This is a genomic window from Stenotrophomonas sp. YJH_SMC_17, assembly GCF_059371655.1.
On sequence record NZ_JCAFUU010000003.1, the window covers coordinates 336144 to 361786 of the forward strand.

At 66.1% G+C, this 25643-nt stretch carries 25 protein-coding genes; 18 read left to right on the forward strand and 7 right to left on the reverse strand.

Annotation, left to right across the window (positions count from 1 at the left end; all coding sequences use genetic code 11):
- Nucleotides 1-9: 9 nt before the first annotated feature.
- Together AC5P8Z_RS11300 and hemC are read left to right on the forward strand one after the other, a co-directional pair.
- Entirely contained in the window at nt 10-741 is a 732-nt protein-coding gene (locus AC5P8Z_RS11300) for a LytR/AlgR family response regulator transcription factor (protein ID WP_495229055.1), read from the forward strand.
- Nucleotides 742-1388: 647 nt separating this feature from the next.
- Nucleotides 1389-2300 (forward strand): hydroxymethylbilane synthase, encoded by a 912-nt coding sequence (gene hemC, locus AC5P8Z_RS11305; protein ID WP_495229056.1) that lies wholly within the window; start codon nt 1389-1391, stop codon nt 2298-2300.
- Nucleotides 2301-2429: 129 nt separating this feature from the next.
- On the opposite strand, the gene AC5P8Z_RS11310 is transcribed toward hemC, so the two are convergent.
- Complete coding sequence (locus AC5P8Z_RS11310; protein ID WP_286069999.1) at nt 2430-3206, reverse strand: DUF481 domain-containing protein; 777 nt, start codon at nt 3204-3206, stop codon at nt 2430-2432.
- Between the two features lie 106 nt (nt 3207-3312).
- A complete protein-coding gene (locus tag AC5P8Z_RS11315; protein WP_286069997.1) occupies nt 3313-3915 on the reverse strand; it encodes a LolA family protein in 603 nt (200 codons plus the stop codon).
- An 80-nt stretch (nt 3916-3995) separates the two neighbouring features.
- On the opposite strand from AC5P8Z_RS11315, the gene AC5P8Z_RS11320 reads away from it, so the two are divergent.
- A complete protein-coding gene (locus tag AC5P8Z_RS11320) occupies nt 3996-4967 on the forward strand; it encodes a helix-turn-helix transcriptional regulator (RefSeq protein ID WP_286069995.1) in 972 nt (323 codons plus the stop codon).
- A gap of 27 nt (nt 4968-4994) precedes the next feature.
- The gene (locus tag AC5P8Z_RS11325; protein ID WP_286069994.1) at nt 4995-5789 is read left to right on the forward strand and encodes a MetQ/NlpA family ABC transporter substrate-binding protein; all 795 of its coding nucleotides are present in this window, start codon (nt 4995-4997) and stop codon (nt 5787-5789) included.
- 178 nt (nt 5790-5967) lie between these two features.
- Here the strand turns inward: AC5P8Z_RS11325 and glpK are convergent, their stop codons facing one another.
- From glpK to AC5P8Z_RS11340, 3 genes are all read right to left on the reverse strand, one after another.
- Nucleotides 5968-7467 carry a glycerol kinase GlpK gene (gene glpK, locus AC5P8Z_RS11330; protein WP_286069993.1) on the reverse strand — a complete coding sequence of 500 codons (1500 nt, stop codon included), beginning with the start codon at nt 7465-7467 and terminating at the stop codon, nt 5968-5970.
- 63 nt (nt 7468-7530) lie between these two features.
- A complete protein-coding gene (glpD, locus tag AC5P8Z_RS11335; protein ID WP_495229057.1) occupies nt 7531-9012 on the reverse strand; it encodes a glycerol-3-phosphate dehydrogenase in 1482 nt (493 codons plus the stop codon).
- Nucleotides 9013-9204: 192 nt separating this feature from the next.
- Nucleotides 9205-9840: an OmpW/AlkL family protein gene (locus AC5P8Z_RS11340; protein ID WP_133935633.1), complete on the reverse strand. Its 636-nt coding sequence runs from the start codon at nt 9838-9840 to the stop codon at nt 9205-9207.
- A 186-nt stretch (nt 9841-10026) separates the two neighbouring features.
- On the opposite strand from AC5P8Z_RS11340, the gene AC5P8Z_RS11345 reads away from it, so the two are divergent.
- The 3 genes from AC5P8Z_RS11345 to lpdA all read left to right on the forward strand — a co-directional run bounded on the left by AC5P8Z_RS11345 (nt 10027) and on the right by lpdA (nt 14338).
- On the forward strand, nt 10027-10542 hold the full coding sequence (locus AC5P8Z_RS11345) for a DNA-deoxyinosine glycosylase (RefSeq protein ID WP_286069991.1): 516 nt from the start codon (nt 10027-10029) through the stop codon (nt 10540-10542).
- 167 nt (nt 10543-10709) lie between these two features.
- The gene (gene aceF, locus AC5P8Z_RS11350) at nt 10710-12419 is read left to right on the forward strand and encodes a dihydrolipoyllysine-residue acetyltransferase (protein WP_495229058.1); all 1710 of its coding nucleotides are present in this window, start codon (nt 10710-10712) and stop codon (nt 12417-12419) included.
- 107 nt (nt 12420-12526) lie between these two features.
- Nucleotides 12527-14338, forward strand: a complete 1812-nt coding sequence (gene lpdA, locus AC5P8Z_RS11355; protein ID WP_495229059.1) for a dihydrolipoyl dehydrogenase — start codon at nt 12527-12529, stop codon at nt 14336-14338.
- A 269-nt stretch (nt 14339-14607) separates the two neighbouring features.
- Here the strand turns inward: lpdA and AC5P8Z_RS11360 are convergent, their stop codons facing one another.
- Nucleotides 14608-15426, reverse strand: coding sequence for a hypothetical protein (locus AC5P8Z_RS11360; RefSeq protein WP_286069988.1), 819 nt, complete (start codon nt 15424-15426; stop codon nt 14608-14610).
- Between the two features lie 459 nt (nt 15427-15885).
- Here AC5P8Z_RS11360 and AC5P8Z_RS11365 point away from each other — a divergent pair, with 459 nt between their 5' ends.
- The 9 genes from AC5P8Z_RS11365 to AC5P8Z_RS11405 all read left to right on the forward strand — a co-directional run bounded on the left by AC5P8Z_RS11365 (nt 15886) and on the right by AC5P8Z_RS11405 (nt 23088).
- Complete coding sequence (locus AC5P8Z_RS11365; protein ID WP_006471338.1) at nt 15886-16251, forward strand: hypothetical protein; 366 nt, start codon at nt 15886-15888, stop codon at nt 16249-16251.
- A gap of 30 nt (nt 16252-16281) precedes the next feature.
- Nucleotides 16282-17082, forward strand: coding sequence for a F0F1 ATP synthase subunit A (gene atpB / locus AC5P8Z_RS11370; RefSeq protein ID WP_057500511.1), 801 nt, complete (start codon nt 16282-16284; stop codon nt 17080-17082).
- Nucleotides 17083-17155: 73 nt separating this feature from the next.
- Complete coding sequence (gene atpE / locus AC5P8Z_RS11375) at nt 17156-17461, forward strand: F0F1 ATP synthase subunit C (RefSeq protein ID WP_005411133.1); 306 nt, start codon at nt 17156-17158, stop codon at nt 17459-17461.
- Nucleotides 17462-17567: 106 nt separating this feature from the next.
- Nucleotides 17568-18038, forward strand: a complete 471-nt coding sequence (locus AC5P8Z_RS11380; RefSeq protein ID WP_005419512.1) for a F0F1 ATP synthase subunit B — start codon at nt 17568-17570, stop codon at nt 18036-18038.
- Nucleotides 18039-18040: 2 nt separating this feature from the next.
- On the forward strand, nt 18041-18568 hold the full coding sequence (locus AC5P8Z_RS11385) for a F0F1 ATP synthase subunit delta (RefSeq protein WP_286069985.1): 528 nt from the start codon (nt 18041-18043) through the stop codon (nt 18566-18568).
- A gap of 44 nt (nt 18569-18612) precedes the next feature.
- The gene (atpA, locus tag AC5P8Z_RS11390) at nt 18613-20160 is read left to right on the forward strand and encodes a F0F1 ATP synthase subunit alpha (protein ID WP_008266965.1); all 1548 of its coding nucleotides are present in this window, start codon (nt 18613-18615) and stop codon (nt 20158-20160) included.
- An 83-nt stretch (nt 20161-20243) separates the two neighbouring features.
- On the forward strand, nt 20244-21107 hold the full coding sequence (atpG, locus tag AC5P8Z_RS11395; RefSeq protein WP_006471334.1) for a F0F1 ATP synthase subunit gamma: 864 nt from the start codon (nt 20244-20246) through the stop codon (nt 21105-21107).
- A gap of 38 nt (nt 21108-21145) precedes the next feature.
- Nucleotides 21146-22552, forward strand: coding sequence for a F0F1 ATP synthase subunit beta (gene atpD, locus AC5P8Z_RS11400; protein ID WP_049429233.1), 1407 nt, complete (start codon nt 21146-21148; stop codon nt 22550-22552).
- A 113-nt stretch (nt 22553-22665) separates the two neighbouring features.
- Entirely contained in the window at nt 22666-23088 is a 423-nt protein-coding gene (locus AC5P8Z_RS11405; RefSeq protein ID WP_005411127.1) for a F0F1 ATP synthase subunit epsilon, read from the forward strand.
- A gap of 203 nt (nt 23089-23291) precedes the next feature.
- Here AC5P8Z_RS11405 and AC5P8Z_RS11410 read toward each other — a convergent pair whose 3' ends face one another.
- Complete coding sequence (locus AC5P8Z_RS11410) at nt 23292-23675, reverse strand: GtrA family protein (RefSeq protein ID WP_295567031.1); 384 nt, start codon at nt 23673-23675, stop codon at nt 23292-23294.
- Nucleotides 23676-23758: 83 nt separating this feature from the next.
- Between AC5P8Z_RS11410 and glmU the strand changes: the two genes are divergently transcribed.
- A complete protein-coding gene (gene glmU, locus AC5P8Z_RS11415) occupies nt 23759-25126 on the forward strand; it encodes a bifunctional UDP-N-acetylglucosamine diphosphorylase/glucosamine-1-phosphate N-acetyltransferase GlmU (protein ID WP_295567029.1) in 1368 nt (455 codons plus the stop codon).
- Nucleotides 25095-25628, forward strand: coding sequence for a GNAT family N-acetyltransferase (locus AC5P8Z_RS11420; protein WP_495229060.1), 534 nt, complete (start codon nt 25095-25097; stop codon nt 25626-25628). Before glmU ends, AC5P8Z_RS11420 begins: the two co-directional genes overlap by 32 nt.
- Nucleotides 25629-25643 lie beyond the last annotated feature (15 nt).

Below are 25643 nucleotides of genomic sequence, written 5' to 3' on the forward strand. Positions count from 1 at the left end.
GGAACGATCGTGAGGGTAGTCATCGCCGATGACGAACCGCTGGCGCGCGAGCGTCTGCGCAGCCTGTTGGCCGCGCAGGAGGGCGTGGATGTGGTAGCCCAGGCCGGCAACGGCGAGCAGGCCCTGCATGCATGCGCGGAGCTGCAGCCGGACCTGGTCCTGCTGGATATCGCGATGCCCGGGCTGGACGGCCTGGAAGCGGCGCGCCATCTGGCCAGCTTCGAGCCGCGTCCGGCGGTGGTGTTCTGCACGGCTTACGACGCGCATGCGCTGTCGGCGTTCGAGGCGGCTGCCATCGACTACCTGATGAAGCCGGTACGTGCCGAGCGCCTTGCTGCAGCGATCGCACGTGCACGCACGTTTCTGGCCGGCCGCGATGGCCAGCCGCAGGACAGCGGCGGGCAGCAGGCCCGCAGCATGCTGTGCGCACGCCTGCGCGGCAGCCTGCGGCTGATTCCGCTGGATGACATCCACTACCTGCAGGCCGAAGAGAAGTACGTGGTGGTGCACCATGCGCGCGGCGAGGACCTGATCGAGGAGTCGCTGAAATCGCTGGAGGAGGAGTTCGCCAGTCGTTTCATCCGCATCCATCGCAACTGCCTGGTGGCGCGCCACGAGCTGGTGGAGCTGCGTCGTGGTACGGGCGGGCAGGTGCAGGCGGTGCTGCGGCATGGCAAGCAGCCGCTGGAAGTCAGCCGCCGCTGCGTGGCGACGTTGAAGCAGGAACTGCGGCATCTGTGAGTGTTCCGCGCGGCCTGCGGCCGCGACTGCTTCGAGATCAACAGCAACAGCAACAGCAACAGCAACAGCGTTTCATGGCTCGGTGTTGCTACGTGCGGGGTCGGGCCGGGGTGGGGTGGCGGGACACGCTGCAAGTACATCCCTGTAAGCTCGATGGCGCCTTGCTTGTGTGCGCTGTCCTGCGCACACGGCAAGTCCGGGGTTGGGCGTCCTGCCCAACCCGCCCGAGGCATGCCTCGGGCCCATGGCGCCAACGGTCCCGCCACCCCACCCCGGCCCAACCCTCTTGTTGTCTACTGCGTCGGACAGCAAGATCATTGGTGTTATCGGGTGGGAAATAGGGGTCAGAGCCCTTTTCCTGCGGAAAAGGGCTCTGACCCCGGAAGCCGCCGGCTGTTGCTCTTGCTTCTGCTTTTTTCTTTTGATCTTCCGTGGCTGACGCGCACGGAAACTGTCAGAGGTCGGGCGGGGTGGGTTCGCGGGGGTGTCCGCGGCATGGATGCCGCGGCCAAGCCCCCAAGGATGGGTTTACGGCGTCCCCCGCGAACCCACCCCGCCCGGCCAGGCCCATGGACCCAGCCGTTCGCGCCAGCCACGAGGGGCTCCGCCGTTGGCCGTATCCGCGCCGAAGGCGCGATAATGACCGGATGGAAACCGTCCGCATCGCCACACGCAAGAGCCCGCTCGCCCTCTGGCAGAGCGAACACGTCGCCGACCGCCTGCGCCAGGCCCACCTTGGCCTGCATGTGGAACTGGTGCCGATGAGCACCCGCGGTGACGAAGTGCTCGACCGCTCGCTGGCCGCCATCGGTGGCAAGGGCCTGTTCCTGAAGGAACTGGAGCTGGCGATGCTGCGCGGCGAGGCCGACTGCGCGGTGCACTCGTTGAAGGACGTGCCGATGGAACTGGACGCGCCGTTCGCGCTGCCGGCGATGCTGACCCGCCACGATCCGGCCGATGGCTTCGTCTCCAACCTGTATGCCTCGCTGGATGCGCTGCCGATCGGTGCGCGGGTCGGTACCTCGTCACTGCGCCGCCAGGCCCAGCTGCGCGCGCTGCGCCCAGACCTGGAACTGCTGGACCTGCGCGGCAACGTCAACACCCGCCTGGCCAAGCTCGACAACGGTGGCTACGACGCCATCGTGCTGGCGGTGGCCGGGCTGGAACGGCTGGGCCTGGGCGAGCGCATCGTCTCGCGCCTGCAGCCGCCGCAGTGGCTGCCGGCCCCGGCGCAGGGCGCAGTGGCGGTGGAGTGTGATGGCGGCAACGCGCGCCTGATGGCGCTGTTCACTGGCCTGGATGACGCCGCGACGCGTGCCTGCGTGGAAGCCGAGCGGGCGATGAACCGCGCGCTCCATGGAAGCTGCCACGTGCCGGTGGCGGCGATCGCGCAGTGGCAGGGCCAGGACCTGCACCTGCAGGGGCTGGTCGGCAGTGCCAGCGATGGCCGCGCGGTGCGCGCCGAGGCCGTGGGCCCGGCCAGTGACCCGGAAGCGTTGGGCCAACGCGTGGCGAAGCTGCTGCTCGATGCCGGCGCCGGCGAACTGCTGGACGTCTGAGATCCCGATTTCTGTAGAGCCGAGCCATGCTCGGCTGCTCTTGGTCGGGAAAACCCCGCGCTTCGCGCTCAAGTCGAGCATGGCTCGACTCTACAAAAACGAAACGGGCGCCCTGGGCGCCCGTTCTGCTTATTTGAACTTGTAGACCACGTTCATGGTGGTCAGCGTATCGGTCTTGCGCTTGTCCTCGGCCACGTCACTGTTGTAACGCGCCTGCCAGCCGGCCTTCAGCGCCAGGTGCTCGTTCATGCTCACCGAGACACCGAAGTCGTTCTGGCCGAAGGTGTTGTACGAACCGGATTCGACCAGCAGCGTGTTCACCAGGTCGGTGTTGTCGGTCAGCGAGTACTTCAGGTCGAACAGGCCACGGCCGATCATGCCGGTGCGGGTGCGGTCGTCCTCGGTGCTGTGGGTGCGGCGCACACCGGGGCCGATCTGCGCATCGAAGGAGAAGCGCTCGGTGTTCCACAGGCGGGTGCCGTAACCCAGACCGAACGAGCTCTGGCGGTCGTAGGTGGCGAAGTCGTCGCGCTCGGTACGTACCGTGGCGGTCAGCTGGCGGTGCTCGCCCAGCTGCAAGGCGCTGCCGGCGCTGCCGGTGTAGCGGTTGGCGGTGGTGTTGTTGCGGCGGGTGGTGGTGCCGTCATCGTTGGTCTCGGTCACCTTGGAGCTGGAGCGCAGGCCGAACAGGTCCATGCTGTGTACCCAGTCGCCATCGGTGTAGCGCAGGCGCAGGCGGCCGTTGAAGCTCTCGGTGCTGCTGTTGCCACGGGCCGACGCGAAGCCGAGTTCGCCACCACTGCCACTCCACGGCGAGGACATCGCCGCCAGTTCGGAGGCATCCTGCGCATACGCCAGCGGGGCGCAGAGCAGCAAGGGGACCAGCAGGGACACGCGCAGGGACATCGAGGCTTCTCCGAAGCGGTTGGCAGCCGGTGATGATACTGGAAGCGTGATGGCGGTCCGAATCGATCCAAAGCGCGCTTCAGCGAACGTTGCCGCGATCGCCCATTCAGGGCAGATCGACGCGCAATGCCGGGTCGTTGAAGCGCGAATAGCGCAGGCGCAGCTGGAAGCTGCGGCCATTGCTGCTGCCGCTGCGCACGATCTGCCGTGGCAGGCCCTGGGCGTCCACCCAGTAGTCCAGGCGCTCGCCCGGCTGGGCACCGCGCAGGCGATACCGGCGGGTCTCGACCCCGTCCAGCGACTGGCTGCCCAGGTCCTCGGCCTGCAGGTCGGCGGGCAGGGCATCGGCCGGCAGCGGGTTGCGCCACTGTTCGAGCAGGCCCGGCGGGGTCGGTACCTGGCGGACTGCACCGTCGGCCTGCAGGAACAGGGTGTCGCCGATGATCGTCTGCGGTCCCGCCGGCGTCTGCACCCGGAAGCGGTCGGGGGCGACGAAGTCCATGGCGCTGCGCACCGGCTGCGCCGCGCCCAGCACTTCAAGTTCGGCGTGGAAGCTGCGCAGGGCGGCAAACCGCTGGCTGGCGCCCAGCACCGCCTGTGCCGGATCGGCCGCGGGTACCGGGGCTTCGGTGCTGGCCGGCGCCGGTGCGCGATCGCAGGCGGCCAGCAGCAGGCAGGCCAGCAGGGACAGGGCGGGCAACCGGCGCATCGGGCGTTCCATGGGGTGGGGGCGACCACGATAGCCCAAACGTCCCACACAAGACCCGCGACTCGGACATAATCGGGGGTATGGACCGATACGAACGCATCACCGCCCTGCATCGTCTGCTCAAGTCCGCGCGCTATCCGGTGACGGTGGCGACCCTGCAGGACAAGCTCGGTTGTTCCCGCGCCACCGTCTACCGCGACTTGGCCTTCCTGCGCGATGCGCTGATGGCACCGATCGAGGGCGACGGCGAGGCCGGCTTCCGCTACCAGGCCGACGAGAGCGACCGCTTCGAGCTGCCCGGCCTGTGGCTCAGCTCGGAGGAGCTGCATGCCCTGCTGGCCTCGCAACACCTGCTGGCGCGTACTGGCGGCGGCGTGCTGTCCTCGGTGCTGGCGCCGCTGCAGCAGCGTATCGAGAGCCTGCTGGCGGCCCAGGCCGGTGTCTCCAACTGGCCGGTGGACCGCGTCCGGGTGATCCCGCACCGCGGCCGCAAGTTCGATGAAGGCAGCTTCCGCAGCGTGGCCTCGGCGGTGCTGGAGCGCCGCCAGCTGGCGTTCGAGTACCGTGCCCGCTCCACCGATGAGCCGACCAAGCGTACCGTCTCGCCGCAGCGCCTCACCCACTACCGCGACAACTGGTACCTGGACGCGTGGGACCATGACCGCGAAGCCCTGCGCAGCTTCGCCGTGGACCGCATCCACAAGGCGCGGGTCGTCGACAGCACCGCCCGCGACGTGGCCGACAGCGAGCTGGACGAGCAGCTGGGGGCCAGCTACGGCATCTTCTCCGGCGCACCGAAGGGCTGGGCGACCATCCTGTTCAGTGCCAAGGCGGCGCGCTGGGTGGCCGACGAGCACTGGCACTCCAAGCAGCAGGGCCGCTTCCTGGCCGACGGCCGCTACGAACTGAAGGTGCCGTACAGTGTCTCGCGCGAGCTGCTGATGGACGTGCTGCACTACGGCTCGGATGCCGAGATCGTCGAGCCGGTGATGCTGCGCGAGCAGGCCAAGGCACTGCTCGAGCTGGCCCTGAGCAACTACGACAACGCCTGACACTCCCCCACGAGAACCCCACCGCCCATGAAGAAGACCCTGTTGCTGCCCCTGCTTGCCGCTGCGCTCGCCCTGACCGCCTGTGGCACGTCCGGCGAACCCTCGCAGAAGCTGGTGGTGGCCGCCACGGCCGTGCCGCACGCCGAGATCCTCGAGGTGGTCAAGCCGATCCTCAAGCAGGAAGGCGTGGACCTGGACGTGCGCGTGTTCAACGACTACGTGCAGCCCAACGACCAGTTGGTGCAGAAGCAGGTGGACGCCAACTACTTCCAGACCGAGCCGTACCTGGATGCCTACAACCGTGATCGCAAGACCGATCTGGTCAAGGTCATCGGCGTGCACATCGAACCGTTCGGTGCGTACTCGCGCAAGATCAAGTCGCTGGCCGAGCTGCGCGAAGGCGCCGACGTGGTGATCCCGAACGACCCGAGCAACAACAGCCGCGCCCTGATCCTGCTGCACAAGGCCGGCGTGATCGCGCTGAAGGACCCGACCAACGCGCTGGCGACCCAGCGTGACATCACCGCCAACCCGAAGAACCTGAAGTTCCGCGAGCTGGACTCGGCGATGCTGCCGCGCGTGCTGGACCAGGTCGATCTGGCGCTTATCAATACGAACTACGCGCTGGACGCCGGCCTCAATCCGACCAAGGACGCACTGGCGATCGAGAGCAAGGATTCGCCGTATGTGAACTTCCTGGTCGCACGCCCGGACAACAAGGACGATGCGCGGGTACAGAAGCTGGCCAAGGCCCTGACCAGCCCGCAGGTGAAGGCCTTCATCGAGACCAAGTACAAGGGCGCGGTGCTGCCGGCGTTCTGATTGCGGCTGGTTTGTTGATTTGAATGGTGGGTGTCGACCTTGGTCGACACTGCCTTCCCTGTAGAGCCGAGCCCACGCTCGGCTCTGCTTTTCTGCGGCGCCCCAACAACGGCAGCCGAGCATGGCTCGGCTCTACAAGGTCAACCCAGATGTCGCAGCAGGGCGGGGGGACGCGGTTTCAATCGACGTGGAAGGCGAGGGTAGCGGCCACGGCCTGCTGCCAGCCCGCATACAGTTTTTCGCGCCGCGCCACCTCCATCTGTGGCTCGAAGCGGCGGTCCAGACCCCACTGTGCGGCGATCTGCTCGCGGCTGGACCAGAACCCCACCGCGAGCCCGGCCAGGTAGGCCGCGCCCAGCGCGGTGGTCTCGGTCAAGCGCGGCCGCAGCAGCGGTACGCCGAGGATGTCGGCCTGGAAGCCGGCCAGGAAGTCATTACCGATTGCACCGCCGTCGGCGCGCAGCTCGGTCAGTGCGATGCCCGCATCGGACTGCATCGCATCAAGGACGTCGCGGGTCTGGTAGGCCATCGCCTCCAGTGCGGCACGCACGAAGTGCGCCTTGCGGGTGCCGCGGGTCAGCCCGAACATCGCGCCGCGCACGTCGCTGCGCCAATAGGGGGCGCCCAGGCCGACGAACGCCGGCACCAGGTAGGCGCCACCACTGTCAGGTACCTGCGCGGCCAACGCCTGGCTGTCACCGGCACGCTCGATCATGCGCAGGCCGTCGCGCAGCCACTGCACCACCGAGCCGGCGATGAAGATCGAGCCTTCCAGCGCATATTCCACGCGGCCATCCAGGCCCCAGGCAATGGTGGTCAGCAGGCCGTTGCGGGATCGTACCGCCTGCGTGCCGGTGTGCATCAGCATGAAGCAGCCGGTGCCATAGGTGTTCTTGACCATGCCCGGTTGGAAGCAGGCCTGGCCGAACAGCGCCGCCTGCTGGTCTCCGGCGATGCCGGCGATCGGAATCGGGTGGTCGAAGAAGAACTGCGGCCGGGTGTGTGCATACACCGCGCTGGAATCGCGCACCTGCGGCAGCATCGCGCGGGGTATGTCCAGCAGGGCCAGCAGGTCGTCGTCCCAGTCCAGCGTGTGGATGTTGAACAGCAGGGTGCGCGCCGCGTTGCTGTAGTCGGTCACATGCGCCTGGCCGCCGCTCAGGTTCCATACCAGCCAGCTGTCGATGGTGCCGAACAGCAGCTCGCCACGTTCGGCGCGCTGCTGCGCACCCTCCACGTGGTCAAGGATCCAGCGCACCTTGGTTGCAGAGAAATAGGCATCGATCAGCAGGCCGGTCCGCTCGCGGATCAGCGCCTCATGCCCTTCCGATTTCAGTCGTTCGCAGATGGCGTGGCTCTGCCGCGACTGCCAGACGATGGCGTTGTGGATCGGCTGGCCGGTGGCCCGGTCCCAGACCACGGTGGTTTCACGCTGGTTGGTGATGCCCAGTGCGGCGATATGGCGCGGGTCGATCTGCCCGCGGCTGAGCAGTTCGGTCAGCGTGGCATAGACGCTGGTGAGGATCTCGCGTGGATCATGCTCGACCCAGCCCGGTTGCGGAAAGATCTGCGCGAACTCGCGCTGCGCACTGCCGACGATGTCGCCGGCACGGTCGAACAGGATCGCGCGCGAACTGGTGGTGCCCTGGTCGATGGCCAGCACGTAGCGGGGCGTCATGCAGCGTCTCCGGTAGCGATGGGGAAATCCTAAAGCATCGGCAGGGCCGGGCCATGCCCGGCGCTACCGTTGCTCCATCCACGCCTGCAGCCGTGCCACCTGCGCAGCATCCAGCCGCAGGCCCAGCTTGCTGCGTCGCCACAGCACGTCGTCGGCGCTGCGCGCCCATTCGTGGTCGCGCAGGAAGGCCACCTCGCGCGCATGCAGGCCCGCACCGAAGTCCTCGCCAAGATCCTCCGGCCCCTGCACATCCCGCAGCAGCGTCGCGCTGCGGCTGCCGTAGGCCGCAGCCCAGCGTCGCGCGGTATCCAAGGGCAACCACGGTGCCAGTGCCCGCAGGCGCACGCAGGCCTGTGCGGCATCGCCCCAGTCGCTGCCGGGCAGCGGGTCGCCTGTGGCCGTCCACGCTGCTCCCATCTGCGGCAGGGCGGGGCGCAACCGTGCCAGTGCTTCCTCGGCCAGCACCCGGTAGGTGGTGAGTTTGCCGCCCAGCACGTGCAGTGCGGGTGCCGGGTCGGACTGCAGCTGCAGGCGGTAATCGCGGCTCAGCTTCGCCGCACGCGGGTCCGGGTCGGCCAGCAGCGGGCGAATCCCTGCGAACTGCCAGACCACATCGCCGGGGCTGATCGGTTCGCGCAGGTAGCGGTTGGCGGCCTCGCACAGGTAGGTCACCTCCGAAGGCAGCACGCTGCAACGCGCCGGATCGCCGTGGTAGTCGGTATCGGTGGTGCCGACCAGCAGATGGTCGTGGGCGAAGGGCAGCAGGAACACCACGCGGCCATCGGGCTGCTGCAGCAGGCACGCACTGTCGTCGGGCCAGGGCCGACGCAGTACGATGTGGCTGCCCTGCACCAGGCGCAGCGCGGAGCCACCGCTGCGCGCCTGCATCCGCTCCAGCAATCCGCCCGCCCACGGGCCTGCGGCATTGGCCACGGCACGCGCAGTCACGCTCTGCCGTCGGCCGTCGCAGGTTTCCAGCACGGCCTGCCAACGGCCCTGCACGGGGCGCAGTTCGATGCAGCGGCTGCCCACCTGCACCTGTGCACCCCGCTGGGCGGCATCCAATGCGTTGAGCACCACCAGCCGTGCGTCATCGACCTGCGCATCGGCGTAGCTGAAGGCTTGGCGCGACGTGGCGGAGAGCCAGTGGCCGAGCGGGTCACGCTGCAGGTCGACGCCGCGCGAGGGTGGAAAGGCGGGACTGCGCCGCCCCAGGTGGTCGTACAGCCACAGCCCGATGCGCAGCATCCAGCGCGGGCGCAGGTGCGGTTCCCAGGGCAGTACGAAGCGCAATGGGTGGACCAGATGCGGCGCCTGCCCGCGCACCACCTCGCGTTCCCCGAGCGCCTTGCGCACAAGGCCGAGTTCGCCCTGTTCCAGATAGCGCAGACCGCCGTGGATCAGTTTGCTGCTGGCGCTGGAGGTGTGCGCGGCCAGGTCGTGCTGTTCGCACAGGATCACCCGCAGGCCACGGCCGGCCGCATCACGGGCGATGCCGGCACCGTTGATGCCGCCACCGATCACCAGCAGGTCGACGTCGTCCATTGCGCCTCCGTGTCCTGTTTATGTAGAGCCGAGCCCATGCCCGGCTGCTTTCCGGGTGGCCGGGCAAGCTCGACTCTACAAAAAAGCAGCCGGGCATGGGCTCGGGCCTACAGGCGGAACGCGGGTGACGGAAACGACGACGGGCCCCGCAGGGCCCGTCGCGTTACATCAATGACGCATGTGCAGCCTGGATCAGAAGCGGGCGCCGATGCCGAAGCCGACGGTCCACGGATCCATCTTGGCTTCGCCGATCTTCTCGCCGCCCACCTTGATGTCCGGGCGGGCGCGCATGTAGCGGGCATCAGCACGGGCGAACCAGGTGGAATTGATGTTCATGTCGACGCCGACGGTGCCGATCACGCCCTTGGCATCCTTGAAGCGGATGTCGGTGTCGGCGCCGTTGCCCAGCTTCTCGTTGCTGAAGCTCGACTGGTAGTAGCCCACGCCCACGAACGGACGGAACACGTTGTCAGCCTGGCCGAAGTGGTACTGGCCGCTCAGCGCGATCGGCTGCTGCTCGACCGAGCCCAGGCGGGCATTGTTCGGGCCCTTGAACTTGTTTTCGAACTTGTCGGCAGCGCCCCACAGTTCAACGGCCCAGTTGTCGTTGATGTAGTAGCTGAAGCTGACGGTCGGCGCCGGGCCGCCATCGGTCTTCTTCACGCCGGTGATCGGGTCGTTCTTCGGTTCCAGCAGCGAGATGCCGCCAACAACGGCAAAATGCTTGCCCGAAGCGGTATCGGTGCTGCTGCTGTCCTGGGCGAAAGCGGCCGGCGCGAACGCGGCGGAGGTCAGCAGGGCGAGACTCAGGATACGGATGGAGCGCATGGGGGTATCTCCTAATGTTTCTTGTTTTGGGCCCCCGGTTGCGGGGCGAGCACACCGTAGTCGCCTCAACATGAATCGAATCCGACGCGCGTTAAAAATTGGTTTGCCTTGTTCAGCGAGCAGCGCGGGAAGCCTCTATTCATGGTGTTTTCGGCGATGGGTGACATTCATTCAGTTGGAGAAGATGTGAGCGCGGCGACGATGTGCATCGGCCTGCAAGCGCAGGTGAAACCAGATTGCCGGGTGCTGCTGCTGGGCTCGATGCCGGGCGCGGCGTCATTGCAGGAGCAGCGCTACTACGCCCATCCACGCAATCGTTTCTGGCCGTTGCTGGCCGATATCTGCGGGTTTGATGCGGCCCTGCCGTATGCACAGCGGCTGCAGGCATTGAACGCCGCGGGCATCGGCCTGTGGGATGTGATCGGCCGCTGCGAGCGACGCGGCAGCCTGGATGCGGACATCGTGCGTGGCACGGAAGTGGCCAATGCGTTGCCGGAACTGATCGCTTCCCTTCCTGAGCTGGAGCTGATCGGTTGCAATGGCGGCGCCGCATTCCAGGCCTTGCAGCGCTGGGTGCTGCCACGGTTGGACGCCGCGCCGCAGCTGCTGGCGCTGCCCTCCACCAGCCCGGCCAATGCGGCATGGTCATTGCCGCGCCTGCGCCAGGCCTGGCAGCCGGTGGCCGACGCACTGGCGACATGAAGCGGACATCGTCCGGACAATACGCCACCGACTGGTCGTGGCCGCACCCCATGGGCAACAGCGTGTCCCGGCTGCGTGCGTACTGAAAACACCTGTAACGGTTGGCGCTGGCCCCCGCTGGCCGCACAATAGACGTTTCCCTACACCAGATTGCCGGAGTTATCCCCATGGCCGAAATCAAGGAAGCACTTGTCCCCGATATCGGTGACTACAGCGATATCCCGGTAATCGAGGTGCTTGTCGCCGTTGGCGACACGGTCAAGAAGGACCAGGGCCTGGTGACGCTGGAAAGCGACAAGGCCACGATGGAGGTGCCGTCCTCCGTCGCAGGTGTGGTGAAGGAACTGAAGGTCAAGGTCGGTGACAGCCTGTCCGAGGGCAAGGTCGTGGCGCTGATCGAAGTGGCTGAAGGCGAAGCCGAAGCCGCCAAGCCGACGGCTGCCGCGCCGGCGCCGGCCAAGGCCGCTGCCCCGGTTGCCGCTACCCAGAGCGCGCCGGCCCCGGCCGCAGCTGCTCCGGCTGCCAGCGGCGGTGCCGTTGAAGCCCTGGTCCCGGACATCGGCGATTACACCGACATTCCGGTCATTGAGGTGCTGGTCGCCGTGGGCGACACGGTGAAGAAGGACCAGGGCCTGGTCACGCTGGAAAGCGACAAGGCCACCATGGAAGTGCCGTCCTCGGTTGCTGGCGTGGTCAAGGAGCTGAAGGTCAAGGTCGGCGACACTCTCTCGCAGGGTGCCGTGGTTGCCATCATCGAGGCCGAAGGCGCCGCCGCGCCGGCCCCGAGCAAGGCCGCCGCTGCCGCCGCACCGGCCGCTGCCGAGACCGCCACCAAGGTCGAGCCGGTCGCCGTTCCGGCGCAGCCGGACAAGCTCGCCGCCCGCGAGATCGCCTCCGCCGGCGCCCCGTCCAGCCCGCCGGTGCAGTTCAACGCCGATGGCGTGCTGCCGGCCAAGGTGCCCTATGCCACCCCGGCCGTGCGCGTGTTCGCCCGCGAGCTGGGCGTGGACCTGCTGCAGATCAGCGGCACCGAGAAGGGCGGCCGCATCACCAAGGGTGACGTGCAGAAGTTCGTCAAGGCCGCACTCAGCGGTGGCGTGCCGGCTGCCGGCGGTGCTGCTGCCGCTGCCGGTGGTGGCCTGAACCTGCTGCCGTGGCCGAAGGTCGACTTCAGCAAGTTCGGCGAGACCGAAGTCCAGCCGCTGTCGCGCATCAAGAAGATCTCGGGTGCGAACCTGGCCCGCAACTGGGCGATGATCCCGCACGTCACCCAGTTCGAGCAGGCCGACATCACCGACCTGGAAGGCCTGCGCGTGGCACTGAACAAGGAAAACGAGAAGGCCGGCATCAAGCTGACCATGCTTGCCTTCCTGATCAAGGCCAGCGCCGCGGCGCTGAAGAAGTTCCCGGAGTTCAACGCCTCGCTCGATGCCAGCGGTGAAAACCTGACCCTGAAGAAGTATTTCCACATCGGCTTCGCCGCCGATACGCCGAACGGCCTGGTCGTGCCTGTCATCCGCGACGTGGACAAGAAGGGCGTGGTGCAGATCGCGCAGGAAACCGGCGAACTGGCCAAGAAGGCACGCGACGGCAAGCTGGGCCCGGCCGACATGAGCGGCGGCTGCTTCTCGATCAGCTCGCTGGGCGGCATCGGTGGCACCGCGTTCACCCCGATCGTCAATGCACCGGAAGTGGCCATCCTGGGCGTCTCCAAGTCGTCCATCCAGCCGGTCTGGAATGGCAAGGAATTCGCGCCGAAGCTGATGCTGCCGCTGTCGCTGAGCTACGACCACCGCGTCATCGACGGCGCTCTGGCCGCACGCTTCACCACGTACCTGTCGCAGGTACTGGCCGACATGCGCCGCGTGCTGCTGTAAGGCACCGCTTCGCCCCCCACCGTGCGGCCGCTGCCCCTGGCGCGGCCGCGTGAACAGATGCAGTGACAGCCCGCCGGCCACGTCGGCCGGGCACGAGGAAAACCACCATGGCCACGATTGAAGTCAAGGTTCCCGACATCGGCGATTACAGCGATGTGCCGGTGATCGAAGTGTTGGTCGCCGTCGGCGACACGGTGAAGAAGGACCAGGGCCTGGTGACCCTGGAATCGGACAAGGCCACCCTGGAAGTGCCGTCCTCGGCCGCCGGCGTGGTCAAGGAAATCAAGGTCAAGCTGGGTGACACCCTCTCCGAAGGCGCCGTGGTCGTGGTGCTGGACGCTGAAGGCGCCGCTGAGGCCCCGGCCAAGGCCGCTGCGCCGGCCCCGGCGGCAGCCGCCCCGGCCAGCAAGCCGCCGGTGACCCCGTCGCACCGCGCCCCTGCCGAGCCGGCGGCACCGAAGCCGGCGCTGTCCAGCGGCAAGCCGGCCGACATCGAATGCGAAATGGTCGTGCTGGGCTCGGGCCCGGGTGGCTATACCGCCGCCTTCCGCGCCGCCGACGTCGGCCTGGATACGGTGCTGGTCGAGCGCTACGCCAGCCTCGGCGGCGTCTGCCTCAATGTGGGCTGCATTCCGTCCAAGGCCCTGCTGCACGCTGCAGCGGTGATCGACGAAGTGGCCCATGCCGGTGATTTCGGCGTCGAATTCGGCAAGCCGACCATCACTCTGGACAAGCTGCGCCAGTACAAGGAAAAGGTCGTCAACCAGCTGACCAAGGGCCTGGCCGGCATGGCCAAGCAGCGCAAGGTCCGCAGCGTGCAGGGCGTCGGCAGGTTCGTGTCGGCCAACGAGCTGGAAATCACCGCCGCTGACGGCAGCACTCAGCTGCTGCGCTTCCAGAAGTGCATCATCGCCGCCGGTTCGCAGGCGGTGAAGCTGCCGAACTTCCCGTGGGACGACAAGCGCGTGATGGATTCCACCGACGCGCTGGAGCTGGCCGAAGTGCCGGGCTCGCTGCTGGTTGTCGGCGGCGGCATCATCGGCCTGGAAATGGCCACCGTATATGGTGCGCTGGGCAGCAAGGTCACCGTGGTCGAGTTCATGGACCAGCTGATGCCGGGTGCCGACAAGGACCTGGTCAAGCCGCTGGCAGACCGCCTGAAGAAGCAGGGCATCGAAGTGCACCTGAAGACCAAGGCCTCGGGCGTCACTGCCGATGCCAAGGGCATCACCGTCACCTTCGAAGCCGCCGAGGAAGGCCAGACGCCCGCGTTGGTGCAGGGCACCTTCGACCGCGTGCTGGTGGCCGTGGGCCGCTCGCCGAACGGCAAGAAGATCGATGCCGAGAAGGCCGGCGTGCAGGTCACTGACCGTGGCTTCATCCCGGTTGACCGCCAGATGCGCACCAACGTGCCGCACATCTTTGCCATCGGTGACATCGTCGGTAACCCGATGCTGGCCCACAAGGCCACGCACGAAGGCAAGCTGGCCGCTGAAGTGGCGGCTGGCCACAAGAAGGAGTGGGTGGCCCGGGTGATTCCGTCGGTGGCCTACACCAACCCGGAAATCGCCTGGGTGGGCGTGACCGAGACCGAAGCCAAGGCCAAGGGCCTGAAGGTGGGCGTGGCCAAGTTCCCGTGGGCCGCCAGCGGTCGCGCGATCGGCATCGGCCGTACCGAAGGCTTCACCAAGCTGATCTTCGACGAAGAGACCCACCGCATCATCGGTGGTGCCATCGTCGGCGTGCATGCCGGTGACCTGCTGGCCGAGATCGGCCTGGCCATCGAGATGGGGGCCGAAGCCGAAGACATCGGCCACACCATCCATGCCCACCCGACGCTGAGCGAATCGGTGGCGATGGCCTCGGAAATCTACGACGGCACGATCACCGATCTGTACATGCCGAAGAAGAAGAAGTAAGGCGCCCGCGTGATGTAGACGAAAAACCCGGCGAAAGCCGGGTTTTTTGTGCGTGGCCTCGGCGGGATAGAGTCGACGGGGTAGAGTCGACTGTTAGTCGACTGCTCTCCCATCAGATCGCGAAACCCCCGCGCTGCGCGTGATAGTCGACTAACAGTCGACTCTACCCAGCCGACTCTACCCAGAGCTCTGCGTTGCAAACAAAAAACGCGGCCCCGATGTTCCGGAGGCCGCGTCAGGAGAGAGAGTGCCGTGGAAGGGACGGGGGATCAGAACACGAAGCTGATGCCGGCCACCGGACCCTTGAATTCCTGCTTCAGGCCGACGGTGCCGTCGCTGCCCTTCTTGTCCACGTCCAGCTTGAACCAGTCGTAGCCGGCGAACACGCCGAAGTTCTTGGTGAAGCGGTAATCGACGATGGCATTGGCGCGGCTCAGGTCGCCCTTGTAGTCATCGAAGCTGCCCCAGCGGGTGTTCAGGTACTGGCCCTGCAGCGTGATCATCCAGCGCTCGGACGGGGTGAAGGTCATGCGCGCACCCACCACAGGTGCGATGCCGTCGGCCTTCTCGTTGAGGAACTGGCCTTCGTACACGGTGCCCAGGTCGGCATAGCCCTTGGTGCTGACCTTGGCGTACTCACCACCGATCTGCAGGCCCAGGTCGAAGGTGTCGGTATCAACGACAGAGTAGTCGTAGACCAGGCTGGCCACCTGGTACTTCAGCTCACCCTTCACGAAGCTGCCGGCCGGTACGTTCTCACCGCCGAAGGAAATGCCCTGATCCAGCGTCTCCCGACGGTCCTTGTCGTACTTGAAGTAGTTGAACAGCAGGCGCTGGCGGTTGCTGATGCGGAACATGCCGTCGATGCGCGGCTCCCATTCCTTGCCCCCCAGCTTGAAGTCCTGGTCCAGGGCGATGTCCTGGCCGGCCACATTGGTCCTGCCGCGGAGCGTGTTGTCCGAGTCGATGTTCATCGCACCCAGGCGGATGGCGAAGCGGTCATCGCCTTCGGCGGCGTGGGCGGCACTGGCGAACGAAGCGCCGGCGGCAAGCAGGGAGAGGGCGAGCAGGGTGGGAACGGAGCGCATCGAAGAGTCCTTGCAGTGGTTCATCAGAATGAAATCCACTGTGCCGGACAGGCGCGTCCACCATCCGTGAACGTATGGTCCACGCGATGTGCACGGTTCAGCGCTGTCGCCACGATGCAAAAAGATGGCCCCGGAGCCGGGCTTCGGGGCCATCGTGGGACCTGCGGGGCGAAGCGTCGACGAGGTTGCTGCAGGCAGGTCGAAAGATCGGACCGGCGCACCCGGCGAAAGTTCCTCGGCCTGCGACCAAAGTTCAATACTGCACCGCAACATGGCGCGGACGTCATTGTCCCCCGGGTGGTACGCAAAAATGTAACCGTTACCGCAACTTGCGGCTTCCCGGGATGAACAGGCAGCGGTTGTCTCGCAAATTGTCCCATTGCTATAATTTGGCGGCTCGATGAGGCCCCCCTGCTGTAGCCGCCTCAGCCCTCCACTTGCAACCACGCGGGACGTCCTGTGCTGAACTCCGTTGATGCGGGTCGGCGACTGATGCTGCGCGCCGCGGTCTACCCGCTGGCCGCGGTCGCTGTCCTGGCCCTGGCCTTCCTGCTGGTGGGTCCGAAATATGCCCTCGGCGCGCTGGCGTCCGGTGTGGCCATTTCGGCCGGTGGCTGGGTGGCGGCGCGGATGGCACTGAGCGGGGGAGCGGTGGCAGCAGGATCGGCGATGGCTCGCCTGATCATTGCGATCGTGGCCAAGTGGGTCGTGGTATTCGGCGTCCTGCTGGTGGGGTTCCTGGTCTTCAAGCTGCCTGCGTTGGCGCTGTTGGCCGGTATCGCCGTCGGCTTGATGTTCCAGGTCCTGGCGATGGCCAGGCGTTGACAGAATTCAATTAACTAAGGTTCCGGACACATGGCGGGCGAGGCTCTAACCCCTACCAGCTACATCCAGCATCACCTGCAGAACCTGACCGCACCGGTCGGCAAGGGCGAGGGGATGTTCTGGCATATCCACGTCGATACCTTCCTCACTGCGGTCCTGATGGGCCTGGTGATCGTGGTCGCGTTCTGGCTGGGTACCCGCAAGGCCACCGCCGGTGTGCCGGGCAAGTGGCAGGCCTTCGTGGAAATCTGCCTGGAGTTCGTTGACCGCCAGGCCAAGGACACCTACCACGGCAAGAGCAAGCTGGTCACGCCGATCGCCATCACCATCTTCTTCTGGATTCTGCTGATGAATCTGCTGAAGATGATCCCGGCCGATTTCATCGCCAAGCCGCTGGAATGGGCGGGCGTGCACTACTGGAAGCCGGTGCCGACCGCTGACGTCAATGCCACCCTGGGCATGGCCATCAGCGTGTTCTTCCTGATGCTGTTCTTCGCGCTCAAGTCCAAGGGCCTGGGCGGCTTCATCAAGGAATTCCTGACGGCGCCGTTCGGCAAGTGGATGATGCCGTTCAACCTGATCCTCAACATCGTCGAGTGGCTGAGCAAGCCGATCTCGCTGGCGATGCGACTGTTCGGCAACATGTTCGGCGGCGAAATCGTGTTCCTGCTGATCTGGGTGCTGGGTGGTGCCGGTTTCTTCGGTGCCATTGCCGGTGGTGTGTTCGGCCTCGGCTGGATGCTGTTCCACCTGCTGGTGATCCCGCTGCAGGCCTTCATCTTCATGATGCTGTCGATCGTGTACCTGAGCCTGTCGGAAGACGCTCACTGAGTTTCAAGCTTCAACGCGTTTCAACCTTCATCCGTTTCATCACCCTTAGCAACTTAAGTTCCTGGAGATAACCATGTACTTCGCCGTCCTGACCAACTTCGCGCAGATTCAGAGCTCCACCGCCCTTGCCGTCGGCATCATGATCGGCCTGGCCGCGCTGGGCGCCGGTCTGGGTCTGGCCATCATGGCTGGTAAGTTCCTGGAGTCGGCCGCCCGCCAGCCGGAACTGATCCCGGTCCTGCAGGTCCGCATGTTCATCACCGCCGGCCTGATCGACGCCGCGTTCATCATCTCGGTCGCCGTCGGCCTGCTGCTGGCCTTCGCCAACCCGCTGTCGGCTGCCTTTGCTGGCGCCGTCACCAAGGCTCTGGCCGGCTGATACAGCGGTTTGAGACGACCGGGTGCTGATGCACCCGGTTTCGGATGAAGGCCGGATGCGCCGCTATGGCGGCGCGTCCACCCCGAAACCAGCGATCGAGCTAACCATGAATATCAATTTCACCCTTCTTGCGCAGGCGCTCGCCTTCGCTGGTCTGATCTGGATCATCGCGACCAAGATCTGGCCGCCGCTGATGAACGCGATCGAAGAGCGCCAGCAGAAGATTGCTGAAGGCCTCGCTGCTGCCGACCGCAGCCAGAAAGATCTGGCCCAGGCGCAGGAGAAGGTCAACGAAGCGCTGAAGGAAGCACGCACCAAGGCCAACGAGATCATCGATCAGGCCCACGCACGTGCCAACCAGATCGTCGATGCTGCCCGCAACGAAGCGATCACCGAAGCCACCCGTCAGAAGGAACTGGCCCAGGCTGAAATCGACGCCGCCGCCAACCGTGCCCGTGAAGATCTGCGCAAGCAGGTGTCCGCGCTGGCCGTGACCGGTGCCGAAAAGCTGCTCAAGCGCGAAATCGACGCCAACGCCCACAAGGCGCTGCTCGACGAGCTGGCCTCGGAGATCTAAGGATGAGCCAGGCCCTCACGCTTGCCCGCCCGTACGCCCGCGCCGCGTTCGCGACCGCGCGCGACGAAGGCGCGTTCGCGCCGTGGTCGGACGCCCTGGCGTTCTCCGCCCACGTCGCCGCCGACCCGCGCGTGGCGGCCCTGCTCGCCAACCCGGAGCTGGGTCGTGACGACGCCGTCGCCCTGCTGGCGCCGGTGTCCCACGGCGAGACCTACTCGCGCTTCCTGGCCGTCCTGGCCGAATCGCATCGTCTGCCGCTGCTGCCGGAAATCTCCGGCATGTTCGACGCCCTGCGCGCCGAAGCCGAGCACGTGGTCAAGGCCACCGTCACCTCGGCCGCAGAACTGTCGGCCGGTGAGCTGGACGCGATCAAGGCCGCGCTGCGCAAGCGCTTCAACCGCGAGGTCGACGTGACCACCGCGGTCGATGCCTCGCTGATCGGCGGCGCCGTGATCGACGCCGGCGACGTGGTCATCGATGGTTCGCTGAAGGGCAAGCTGGCCCGTCTGCAGACCGCGCTCGCTAACTGAATTCATTTAACGTCCGGCCCCGCTGCCGGCACTAGGACTTGACGATGGCAACCACGCTCAACCCCTCCGAAATCAGCGAACTGATCAAGAACCGCATCGAGAAGGTCAAGCTGGCCGCGGAATCGCGCAACGAAGGCACCGTGACCAGCGTGTCCGACGGCATCGTGCGCATCTTCGGTCTGGCCGACGTGATGCAGGGCGAAATGATCGAACTGCCGAACAACACCTTCGCACTGGCCCTGAACCTGGAGCGCGACTCGGTCGGCGCCGTGGTGCTGGGTGACTACGAGCACCTGCGCGAAGGTGACGTCGCCAAGACCACCGGCCGCATCCTGGAAGTGCCGGTCGGTCCGGAACTGCTGGGCCGCGTCGTGAACGCGCTGGGCGAGCCGATCGACGGCAAGGGCCCGCTGGGCACCGACCTGACTGCTCCGGTGGAGCGCGTTGCTCCGGGCGTGATCTGGCGCAAGTCGGTCGACCAGCCGGTGCAGACCGGTTACAAGTCGGTTGACGCCATGATCCCGATCGGCCGTGGCCAGCGCGAGCTGATCATCGGCGACCGCCAGACCGGCAAGACCGCGATGGCGATCGATGCGGTGATCAACCAGAAGGGCACCGGCATCAAGTGCGTGTACGTTGCGATCGGCCAGAAGGCGTCGACCATCGCCAACATCGTGCGCAAGCTGGAAGAGAACGGCGCGCTGGCCCACACCATCGTGGTGGCCGCGACCGCTTCCGAATCGGCTGCCATGCAGTACATCAGCGCCTACTCGGGCTGCACCATGGGTGAGTACTTCATGGACCGCGGCGAAGACGCGCTGATCGTGTACGACGATCTGTCCAAGCAGGCCGTCGCCTACCGCCAGATCTCGCTGCTGCTGAAGCGCCCGCCGGGCCGTGAAGCCTACCCGGGTGACGTGTTCTACCTGCACTCCCGTCTGCTCGAGCGCGCTGCCCGCGTGTCCGAGGAATACGTCGAGAAGTTCACCGAAGGCAAGGTCACCGGCAAGACCGGTTCGCTGACCGCGCTGCCGATCATCGAAACCCAGGCCGGCGACGTGTCCGCCTTCGTTCCGACCAACGTGATCTCGATCACCGACGGCCAGATCTTCCTGGAAACCGACCTGTTCAACGCCGGCATCCGCCCGGCCGTGAACGCCGGTATCTCGGTGTCACGCGTCGGTGGCTCGGCCCAGACCAAGATCATCAAGAAGCTGTCGGGCGGCATCCGTATCTCGCTGGCCCAGTACCGTGAGCTGGCTGCGTTCGCGCAGTTCGCCTCGGACCTGGACGAAGCGACCCGCAAGCAGCTGGAGCGTGGCCAGCGCGTTACCGAGCTGATGAAGCAGAAGCAGTACGCGCCGATGTCGATCGCCAACCAGGCGCTGTCGATCTACGCCGTCAACGAGGGTTACCTCGACGACGTGCCGGTCAACAAGCTGCTGGCGTTCGAAGAAGGCCTGCACGCCCACTTCGCCAACACCCAGGGCGAGCTGGTCAGCAAGGTCAACGCCACCGGCGGTTGGGACAACGACATCGAAGGTGCCTTCAAGAAGGGCATCGCCGAGTTCAAGACCACCGGCAGCTGGTAATCCAGCGCTCGTAGAGCGGGGCTCGCCCCGCTCAGACGGTTGAACAACGCGGGGCATCAGCCCCGCGCCACGGGAAACAAGAGATGGCAAGCGGACGCGAAATCAAAACCAAGATCAAGAGCGTGCAGAACACCCGCAAGGTGACGCGCGCCCTGGAAATGGTCTCGGCCTCCAAGATCCGCAAGGCGCAGGATCGGATGAAGACCTCGCGTCCGTACGCGCAGGCGATGAAGCAGGTGATCGGCCACCTGGCCCAGGCCAGCACCGATTACCAGCATCCGTTCCTGGTCGAGCGCGAGCAGGTCAAGCGGGTCGGGTTCATCGTGATCTCCTCCGATCGCGGCCTGGCTGGCGGCCTGAACAACAACCTGTTCCGCAAGATGCTGGGCGAAGCCAAGGCATGGCAGGACAAGGGTGCCGAAGTGGACCTGGTGACCATCGGCCAGAAGGCATCGACCTTCTTCCGCCGCGTGAAGGTCAACATGGTCGGCAGCGTGACCCACATCGGCGACGTGCCGAAGCTGGAATCGCTGATCGGTGTGATCAAGGTCATGCTCGACGCCTTCACCGAAGGCAAGGTCGACCGCGTGTACCTGGTCTACAACCGCTTCGTGAACACCATGACGCAGAAGGCCAGCTTCGATCAGCTGCTGCCGCTGCCGCCGGCTGAGAAGCAGGTCGCTCACCACGACTGGGATTACCTGTACGAACCCGATGCCGCGACCGTGCTGGAGCACGTGATGACGCGTTACATCGAGTCGCTGGTGTACCAGGCACTGCTGGAAAACGTCGCCTCCGAGCATGCAGCACGCATGGTTGCGATGAAGGCGGCGAGCGACAACGCCAACAAGCTGATCGGCACCCTGCAGCTCGTCTATAACAAGGCGCGCCAGGCAGCGATCACCCAGGAAATCTCCGAAATCGTCGGCGGCGCGGCAGCAGTCTGACCGCGTTCGTTCAAAGCACACATTTAGAGGATGCAGCAATGAGTCAGGGCAAGATCGTTCAGATCATCGGCGCGGTCGTCGACGTCGAATTCCCGCGTGAGTCGGTGCCGAAGGTGTACGACGCACTGAAGGTCGACAACACCGAAATCACCCTTGAAGTCCAGCAGCAGCTGGGCGACGGCGTGGTGCGTACCATCGCCCTCGGTTCCACCGACGGCCTGAAGCGCAACCTGGTCGCCACCAACACCGGTCGTGGCATCTCGGTGCCGGTCGGCGCCGGCACCCTGGGCCGCATCATGGACGTGCTCGGCCGTCCGATCGACGAAGCCGGCCCGGTGGCTGCCAGCGACAACTGGGAAATCCACCGTGCGGCGCCGTCGTACGAGGACCAGTCCCCGGCCACCGAGCTGCTGGAAACCGGCATCAAGGTCATCGACCTGATGTGCCCGTTCGCCAAGGGCGGCAAGGTCGGCCTGTTCGGCGGCGCCGGCGTCGGCAAGACCGTCAACATGATGGAGCTGATCAACAACATCGCCAAGGCGCACAGCGGTCTGTCCGTGTTCGCCGGCGTGGGTGAGCGTACCCGTGAGGGCAACGACTTCTACCACGAAATGAAGGACTCCAACGTCCTCGACAAGGTGGCGATGGTGTACGGCCAGATGAACGAGCCGCCGGGCAACCGTCTGCGCGTCGCCCTGACCGGCCTGACCATGGCCGAGTACTTCCGCGACGAGAAGGACGAAAACGGCAAGGGCAAGGACGTCCTGCTGTTCGTCGACAACATCTACCGCTACACCCTGGCCGGTACCGAAGTGTCGGCCCTGCTGGGCCGTATGCCGTCGGCCGTGGGTTACCAGCCGACCCTGGCCGAGGAAATGGGCGTCCTGCAGGAGCGCATCACCTCGACCAAGAACGGTTCGATCACCTCGATCCAGGCCGTCTACGTTCCCGCGGACGACCTGACCGACCCGTCGCCGGCGACCACCTTCGCCCACCTGGACTCGACCGTCACCCTGTCGCGTTCGATCGCCTCGCTGGGTATCTACCCGGCCGTCGATCCGCTGGACTCCACCAGCCGCCAGATGGACCCGCTGGTCATCGGCCACGAGCATTACGACACCGCCCAGCGCGTCCAGCAGACCCTGCAGAAGTACAAGGAACTGAAGGACATCATCGCGATCCTGGGCATGGACGAGCTGTCCGAAGAGGACAAGCAGGCCGTGTCGCGCGCCCGTAAGATCGAGCGCTTCTTCAGCCAGCCGTTCCACGTGGCCGAAGTGTTCACCGGTTCGCCGGGCAAGTACGTGCCGCTGAAGGACACCATCCGTGGCTTCAAGGCCATCGTCGATGGCGAGTACGACCACCTGCCGGAGCAGGCGTTCTACATGGTCGGCGGCATCGAAGAAGCGGTCGAGAAGGCCAAGAAGATGGCCGAGAAGGCCTGATCCGGGACGGGCGGGAGCGATCCTGCCCGACCTGACGCCGGCGCCGGGCAACCGCCCGCGCCGGTGGACCCCCACGGTGGCATTGCGCCGCCGCGAACAGCGAAGAGATTTGCATGAGCACGATCCGTTGCGACATCGTCAGCGCCGAGCAGGAAATCTTCCGTGGCGAAGCGACCCTGGTCGTGGCCACCGGTGAGCTGGGCGAACTGGGCATCGCGCCCAAGCACGCGCCGCTGATCACCCGCCTGAAGCCGGGCAAGGTGGTGGTGACCACGCCGAACGGCGAGCAGCTGGATTTCGCCATTTCCGGCGGCATCCTGGAAGTGCAGCCGCAGGTGGTGACCGTGCTGGCCGACACCGCGATCCGCGCGCAGGACATTGACGAAGCCTCGGTCCGCAAGGCCAAGGAAGAAGCCGAGCGCATCCTGGCCAACCGCGGTGAAGCCATGGAAGTGGCCGAAGCCCAGCAGAAGCTGGCTGAAGCTGTTGTCCAGCTGCAGGCCCTGGAACGCCTGCGCAAGACCCTCAAGCACTGAGGTTCACGCGCTGCATCCACGAAGACGCCGGCCTTGTGCCGGCGTTTTTGTTTGGAGCGGGGAAGAGCCGATTGGGTAGAGTCGACTGTTAGTCGACTACCGCGCGCAGCGCGGGATTTTCGCGACCTCACGGAAGAGCAGTCGACCAACAGTCGACTCTACCGTTCCCGATCCCAATCCGGCATCCCGAATCCCGCCTCGTCTCAGCGATACACCACGTAGCGCATCAGCAGGAACGACACGAAGGCCAGCGCACCTTCCACCAGTGGCTTGGCCAGCCAGGTGTACTGCAGGCCCAGCGCATGATCGACCAGGCTCACCAGCAGCGTGCTTGCCGCCGTCATCAGCAGCCACAGCCCGAAGAAGCGTGCAAAGCGTTTCCAGCCCAGTTTGTGGGCGCCCGCCTCGGCAAAGGTATAGCGGCCGTTGAGCCAGAAGCCCAGCAGCATGCCGGCCAGGCGTCCGATCACGTTGGCGGGAGCAACCGGCATCCCCAGCGCGGTGGCGGCCACGAACACCAGCCAATCGAGCAGCAACTGCACGATTCCGATGGCGAGATAGGCGCTTCCCTGGCGGACGAGGCTCATCAGCTTGGCGAAGGAAAAGGGATGCCCATGTTAACGGCCCACGCTCTAGAATCACCGGCAACGAACCACGGACCGCCGCTCCCATGACCCAAGCCCTGCACGTCATCATCCTCGCCGCCGGCGCTGGAAAGCGCATGAAATCCGTGTTGCCCAAGGTGCTGCAGCCGATTGCCGGCCAGCCGATGCTGGCCCACGTGATCGCCGCGGCGCGCGAACTGCAGCCGGCCGCCATCCACGTGGTGTATGGGCACGGCGGGGAAGCCGTCCGCCAGCATTTCGCCGACCAGCCCGACCTGCTGTGGGCCGAACAGGTGCAGCAGCTGGGCACCGGCCATGCGGTGGCGCAGGCGATGCCGGAAGTGCCGGATGCGGCGCAGGTGCTGGTGTTGTACGGCGACGTGCCGCTGATCCGCGCGGACACGCTGCGCCACCTGCTGGCCCAGCCAGGCCGCCTGGCCGTGCTGGTGGCCGAAGTCGATGATCCGACCGGCTACGGGCGGGTGCTGCGCGATGCCGAAGGCAAGGTCGGCTCCATCGTCGAGCAGAAGGACGCCACCGACGACCAGCTGCGCGTGCGCACGATCAACACCGGCATCATCGCCGCCGAGTCGACTGCGCTGCGCCGCTGGCTGTCGCAGCTGTCCAACCACAATGCGCAGGGCGAGTACTACCTGACCGACGTGTTCGCATTCGCCGCGCACGAGTACACCCCGGCCGAGATGGCGCTGGTGGCCGACGCGCAGGAAGCCGAAGGGGCGAACGATCCGTGGCAGCTGTCGCAGCTGGAGCGTGCCTGGCAGCGTCGAGCGGTACGTGCGCTGTGCGCGCAGGGCGCACGTGTGCGCGACCCGGCGCGGCTCGACATCCGTGGCACCGTCACCGTCGGCAGCGACGTGCTGATCGATGTTGATGTTGTGCTGGAAGGCCACATCGTGCTGGGTGACGGCGTCACCGTCGGCCCGTTCAACCGGCTGAAGGACGTCAACCTGGGGCCCGGCACCGAGGTGCGCGCGCACTGCGACCTGGAAGGCGTGGTGACCGAAGGTGCCGCGCAGATCGGGCCGTTCGCACGCCTGCGGCCGGGTACCGTGCTGGCCGATGGCGTGCACGTCGGCAACTTCGTCGAGACCAAGAAGGTCACCCTCGGCGTCGGCAGCAAGGCGAACCATCTCACCTACCTGGGTGACGCGGTGATCGGCAGCAAGGTGAACATCGGTGCCGGCACCATCACCTGCAACTACGACGGTGTGAACAAGTCGACCACCACCATCGGCGACAACGCGTTCATCGGCTCCAACAGTTCGCTGGTAGCACCGGTGACCATTGGTGACGGCGCGACCATTGCCGCCGGTTCGGTCATCACCCGCAACGCGCCGGACGGCAAGCTGACGTTGGCCCGTGCACGACAGGAAACCGTCGATGGCTGGAAGCGCCCGATCAAGAAGTCCTGAGCCACGGGTTCCAAGCGCCGATGAACTCGGCGTGCTGCCGGGGATCGAACAGCGCGCCGGTGAACTGCTGAAGGGCCATGAGGCCTATCCGGTATTTGCCGGTCATGGCCTGGACCTGCCGACGCTGCAGGAAGGCCTTGAGCGCCGGCAGCTGTGGGTGGTGGATGCGGCTGGCGGTGGCATCGCCGGCTATCTGCTTGCCGGCGAACTGGCCGGTGAGTTCCACGTGCTGCAGATGGATGTGGATCCTGCGCAGGCGCGGCAGGGTCATGGTCGCGCGTTGTTGCGCCATGCGTTGGCGCAGGCCAGGGCCGAGGGCTACGCGGCAGCGGTGCTGACTACCTTGTCTGATGTGCCCTGGAATGCCGACTTCTATGCCAGCGAAGGGTTCGTCACCGTGCCGGAGGCAGAATGGGGTGCCGGACTGCAGTCGGTGATGGCCGAAGAGGCCGCGCTGGGGTTTCCGATGCACCTGCGGGTGGCGATGCGGCAGGTTTGGTAGGTGCCGACCTTGGTC

Coding starts and splice junctions, on each gene's coding strand:
- hemC (WP_495229056.1), top strand. CDS start 1,389: ATGGAAACCGTCCGCATCGCCACACGCAAGAGCCCGCTCGCCCTCTGG.
- AC5P8Z_RS11310 (WP_286069999.1), bottom strand. CDS start 3,206: ATGTCCCTGCGCGTGTCCCTGCTGGTCCCCTTGCTGCTCTGCGCCCCG.
- AC5P8Z_RS11315 (WP_286069997.1), bottom strand. CDS start 3,915: ATGCGCCGGTTGCCCGCCCTGTCCCTGCTGGCCTGCCTGCTGCTGGCC.
- AC5P8Z_RS11320 (WP_286069995.1), top strand. CDS start 3,996: ATGGACCGATACGAACGCATCACCGCCCTGCATCGTCTGCTCAAGTCC.
- AC5P8Z_RS11325 (WP_286069994.1), top strand. CDS start 4,995: ATGAAGAAGACCCTGTTGCTGCCCCTGCTTGCCGCTGCGCTCGCCCTG.
- glpK (WP_286069993.1), bottom strand. CDS start 7,467: ATGACGCCCCGCTACGTGCTGGCCATCGACCAGGGCACCACCAGTTCG.
- glpD (WP_495229057.1), bottom strand. CDS start 9,012: ATGGACGACGTCGACCTGCTGGTGATCGGTGGCGGCATCAACGGTGCC.
- AC5P8Z_RS11340 (WP_133935633.1), bottom strand. CDS start 9,840: ATGCGCTCCATCCGTATCCTGAGTCTCGCCCTGCTGACCTCCGCCGCG.
- aceF (WP_495229058.1), top strand. CDS start 10,710: ATGGCCGAAATCAAGGAAGCACTTGTCCCCGATATCGGTGACTACAGC.
- lpdA (WP_495229059.1), top strand. CDS start 12,527: ATGGCCACGATTGAAGTCAAGGTTCCCGACATCGGCGATTACAGCGAT.
- AC5P8Z_RS11360 (WP_286069988.1), bottom strand. CDS start 15,426: ATGCGCTCCGTTCCCACCCTGCTCGCCCTCTCCCTGCTTGCCGCCGGC.
- atpB (WP_057500511.1), top strand. CDS start 16,282: ATGGCGGGCGAGGCTCTAACCCCTACCAGCTACATCCAGCATCACCTG.
- atpE (WP_005411133.1), top strand. CDS start 17,156: ATGTACTTCGCCGTCCTGACCAACTTCGCGCAGATTCAGAGCTCCACC.
- AC5P8Z_RS11380 (WP_005419512.1), top strand. CDS start 17,568: ATGAATATCAATTTCACCCTTCTTGCGCAGGCGCTCGCCTTCGCTGGT.
- AC5P8Z_RS11385 (WP_286069985.1), top strand. CDS start 18,041: ATGAGCCAGGCCCTCACGCTTGCCCGCCCGTACGCCCGCGCCGCGTTC.
- atpA (WP_008266965.1), top strand. CDS start 18,613: ATGGCAACCACGCTCAACCCCTCCGAAATCAGCGAACTGATCAAGAAC.
- atpG (WP_006471334.1), top strand. CDS start 20,244: ATGGCAAGCGGACGCGAAATCAAAACCAAGATCAAGAGCGTGCAGAAC.
- atpD (WP_049429233.1), top strand. CDS start 21,146: ATGAGTCAGGGCAAGATCGTTCAGATCATCGGCGCGGTCGTCGACGTC.
- AC5P8Z_RS11405 (WP_005411127.1), top strand. CDS start 22,666: ATGAGCACGATCCGTTGCGACATCGTCAGCGCCGAGCAGGAAATCTTC.
- AC5P8Z_RS11410 (WP_295567031.1), bottom strand. CDS start 23,675: ATGAGCCTCGTCCGCCAGGGAAGCGCCTATCTCGCCATCGGAATCGTG.
- glmU (WP_295567029.1), top strand. CDS start 23,759: ATGACCCAAGCCCTGCACGTCATCATCCTCGCCGCCGGCGCTGGAAAG.
- AC5P8Z_RS11420 (WP_495229060.1), top strand. CDS start 25,095: ATGGCTGGAAGCGCCCGATCAAGAAGTCCTGAGCCACGGGTTCCAAGC.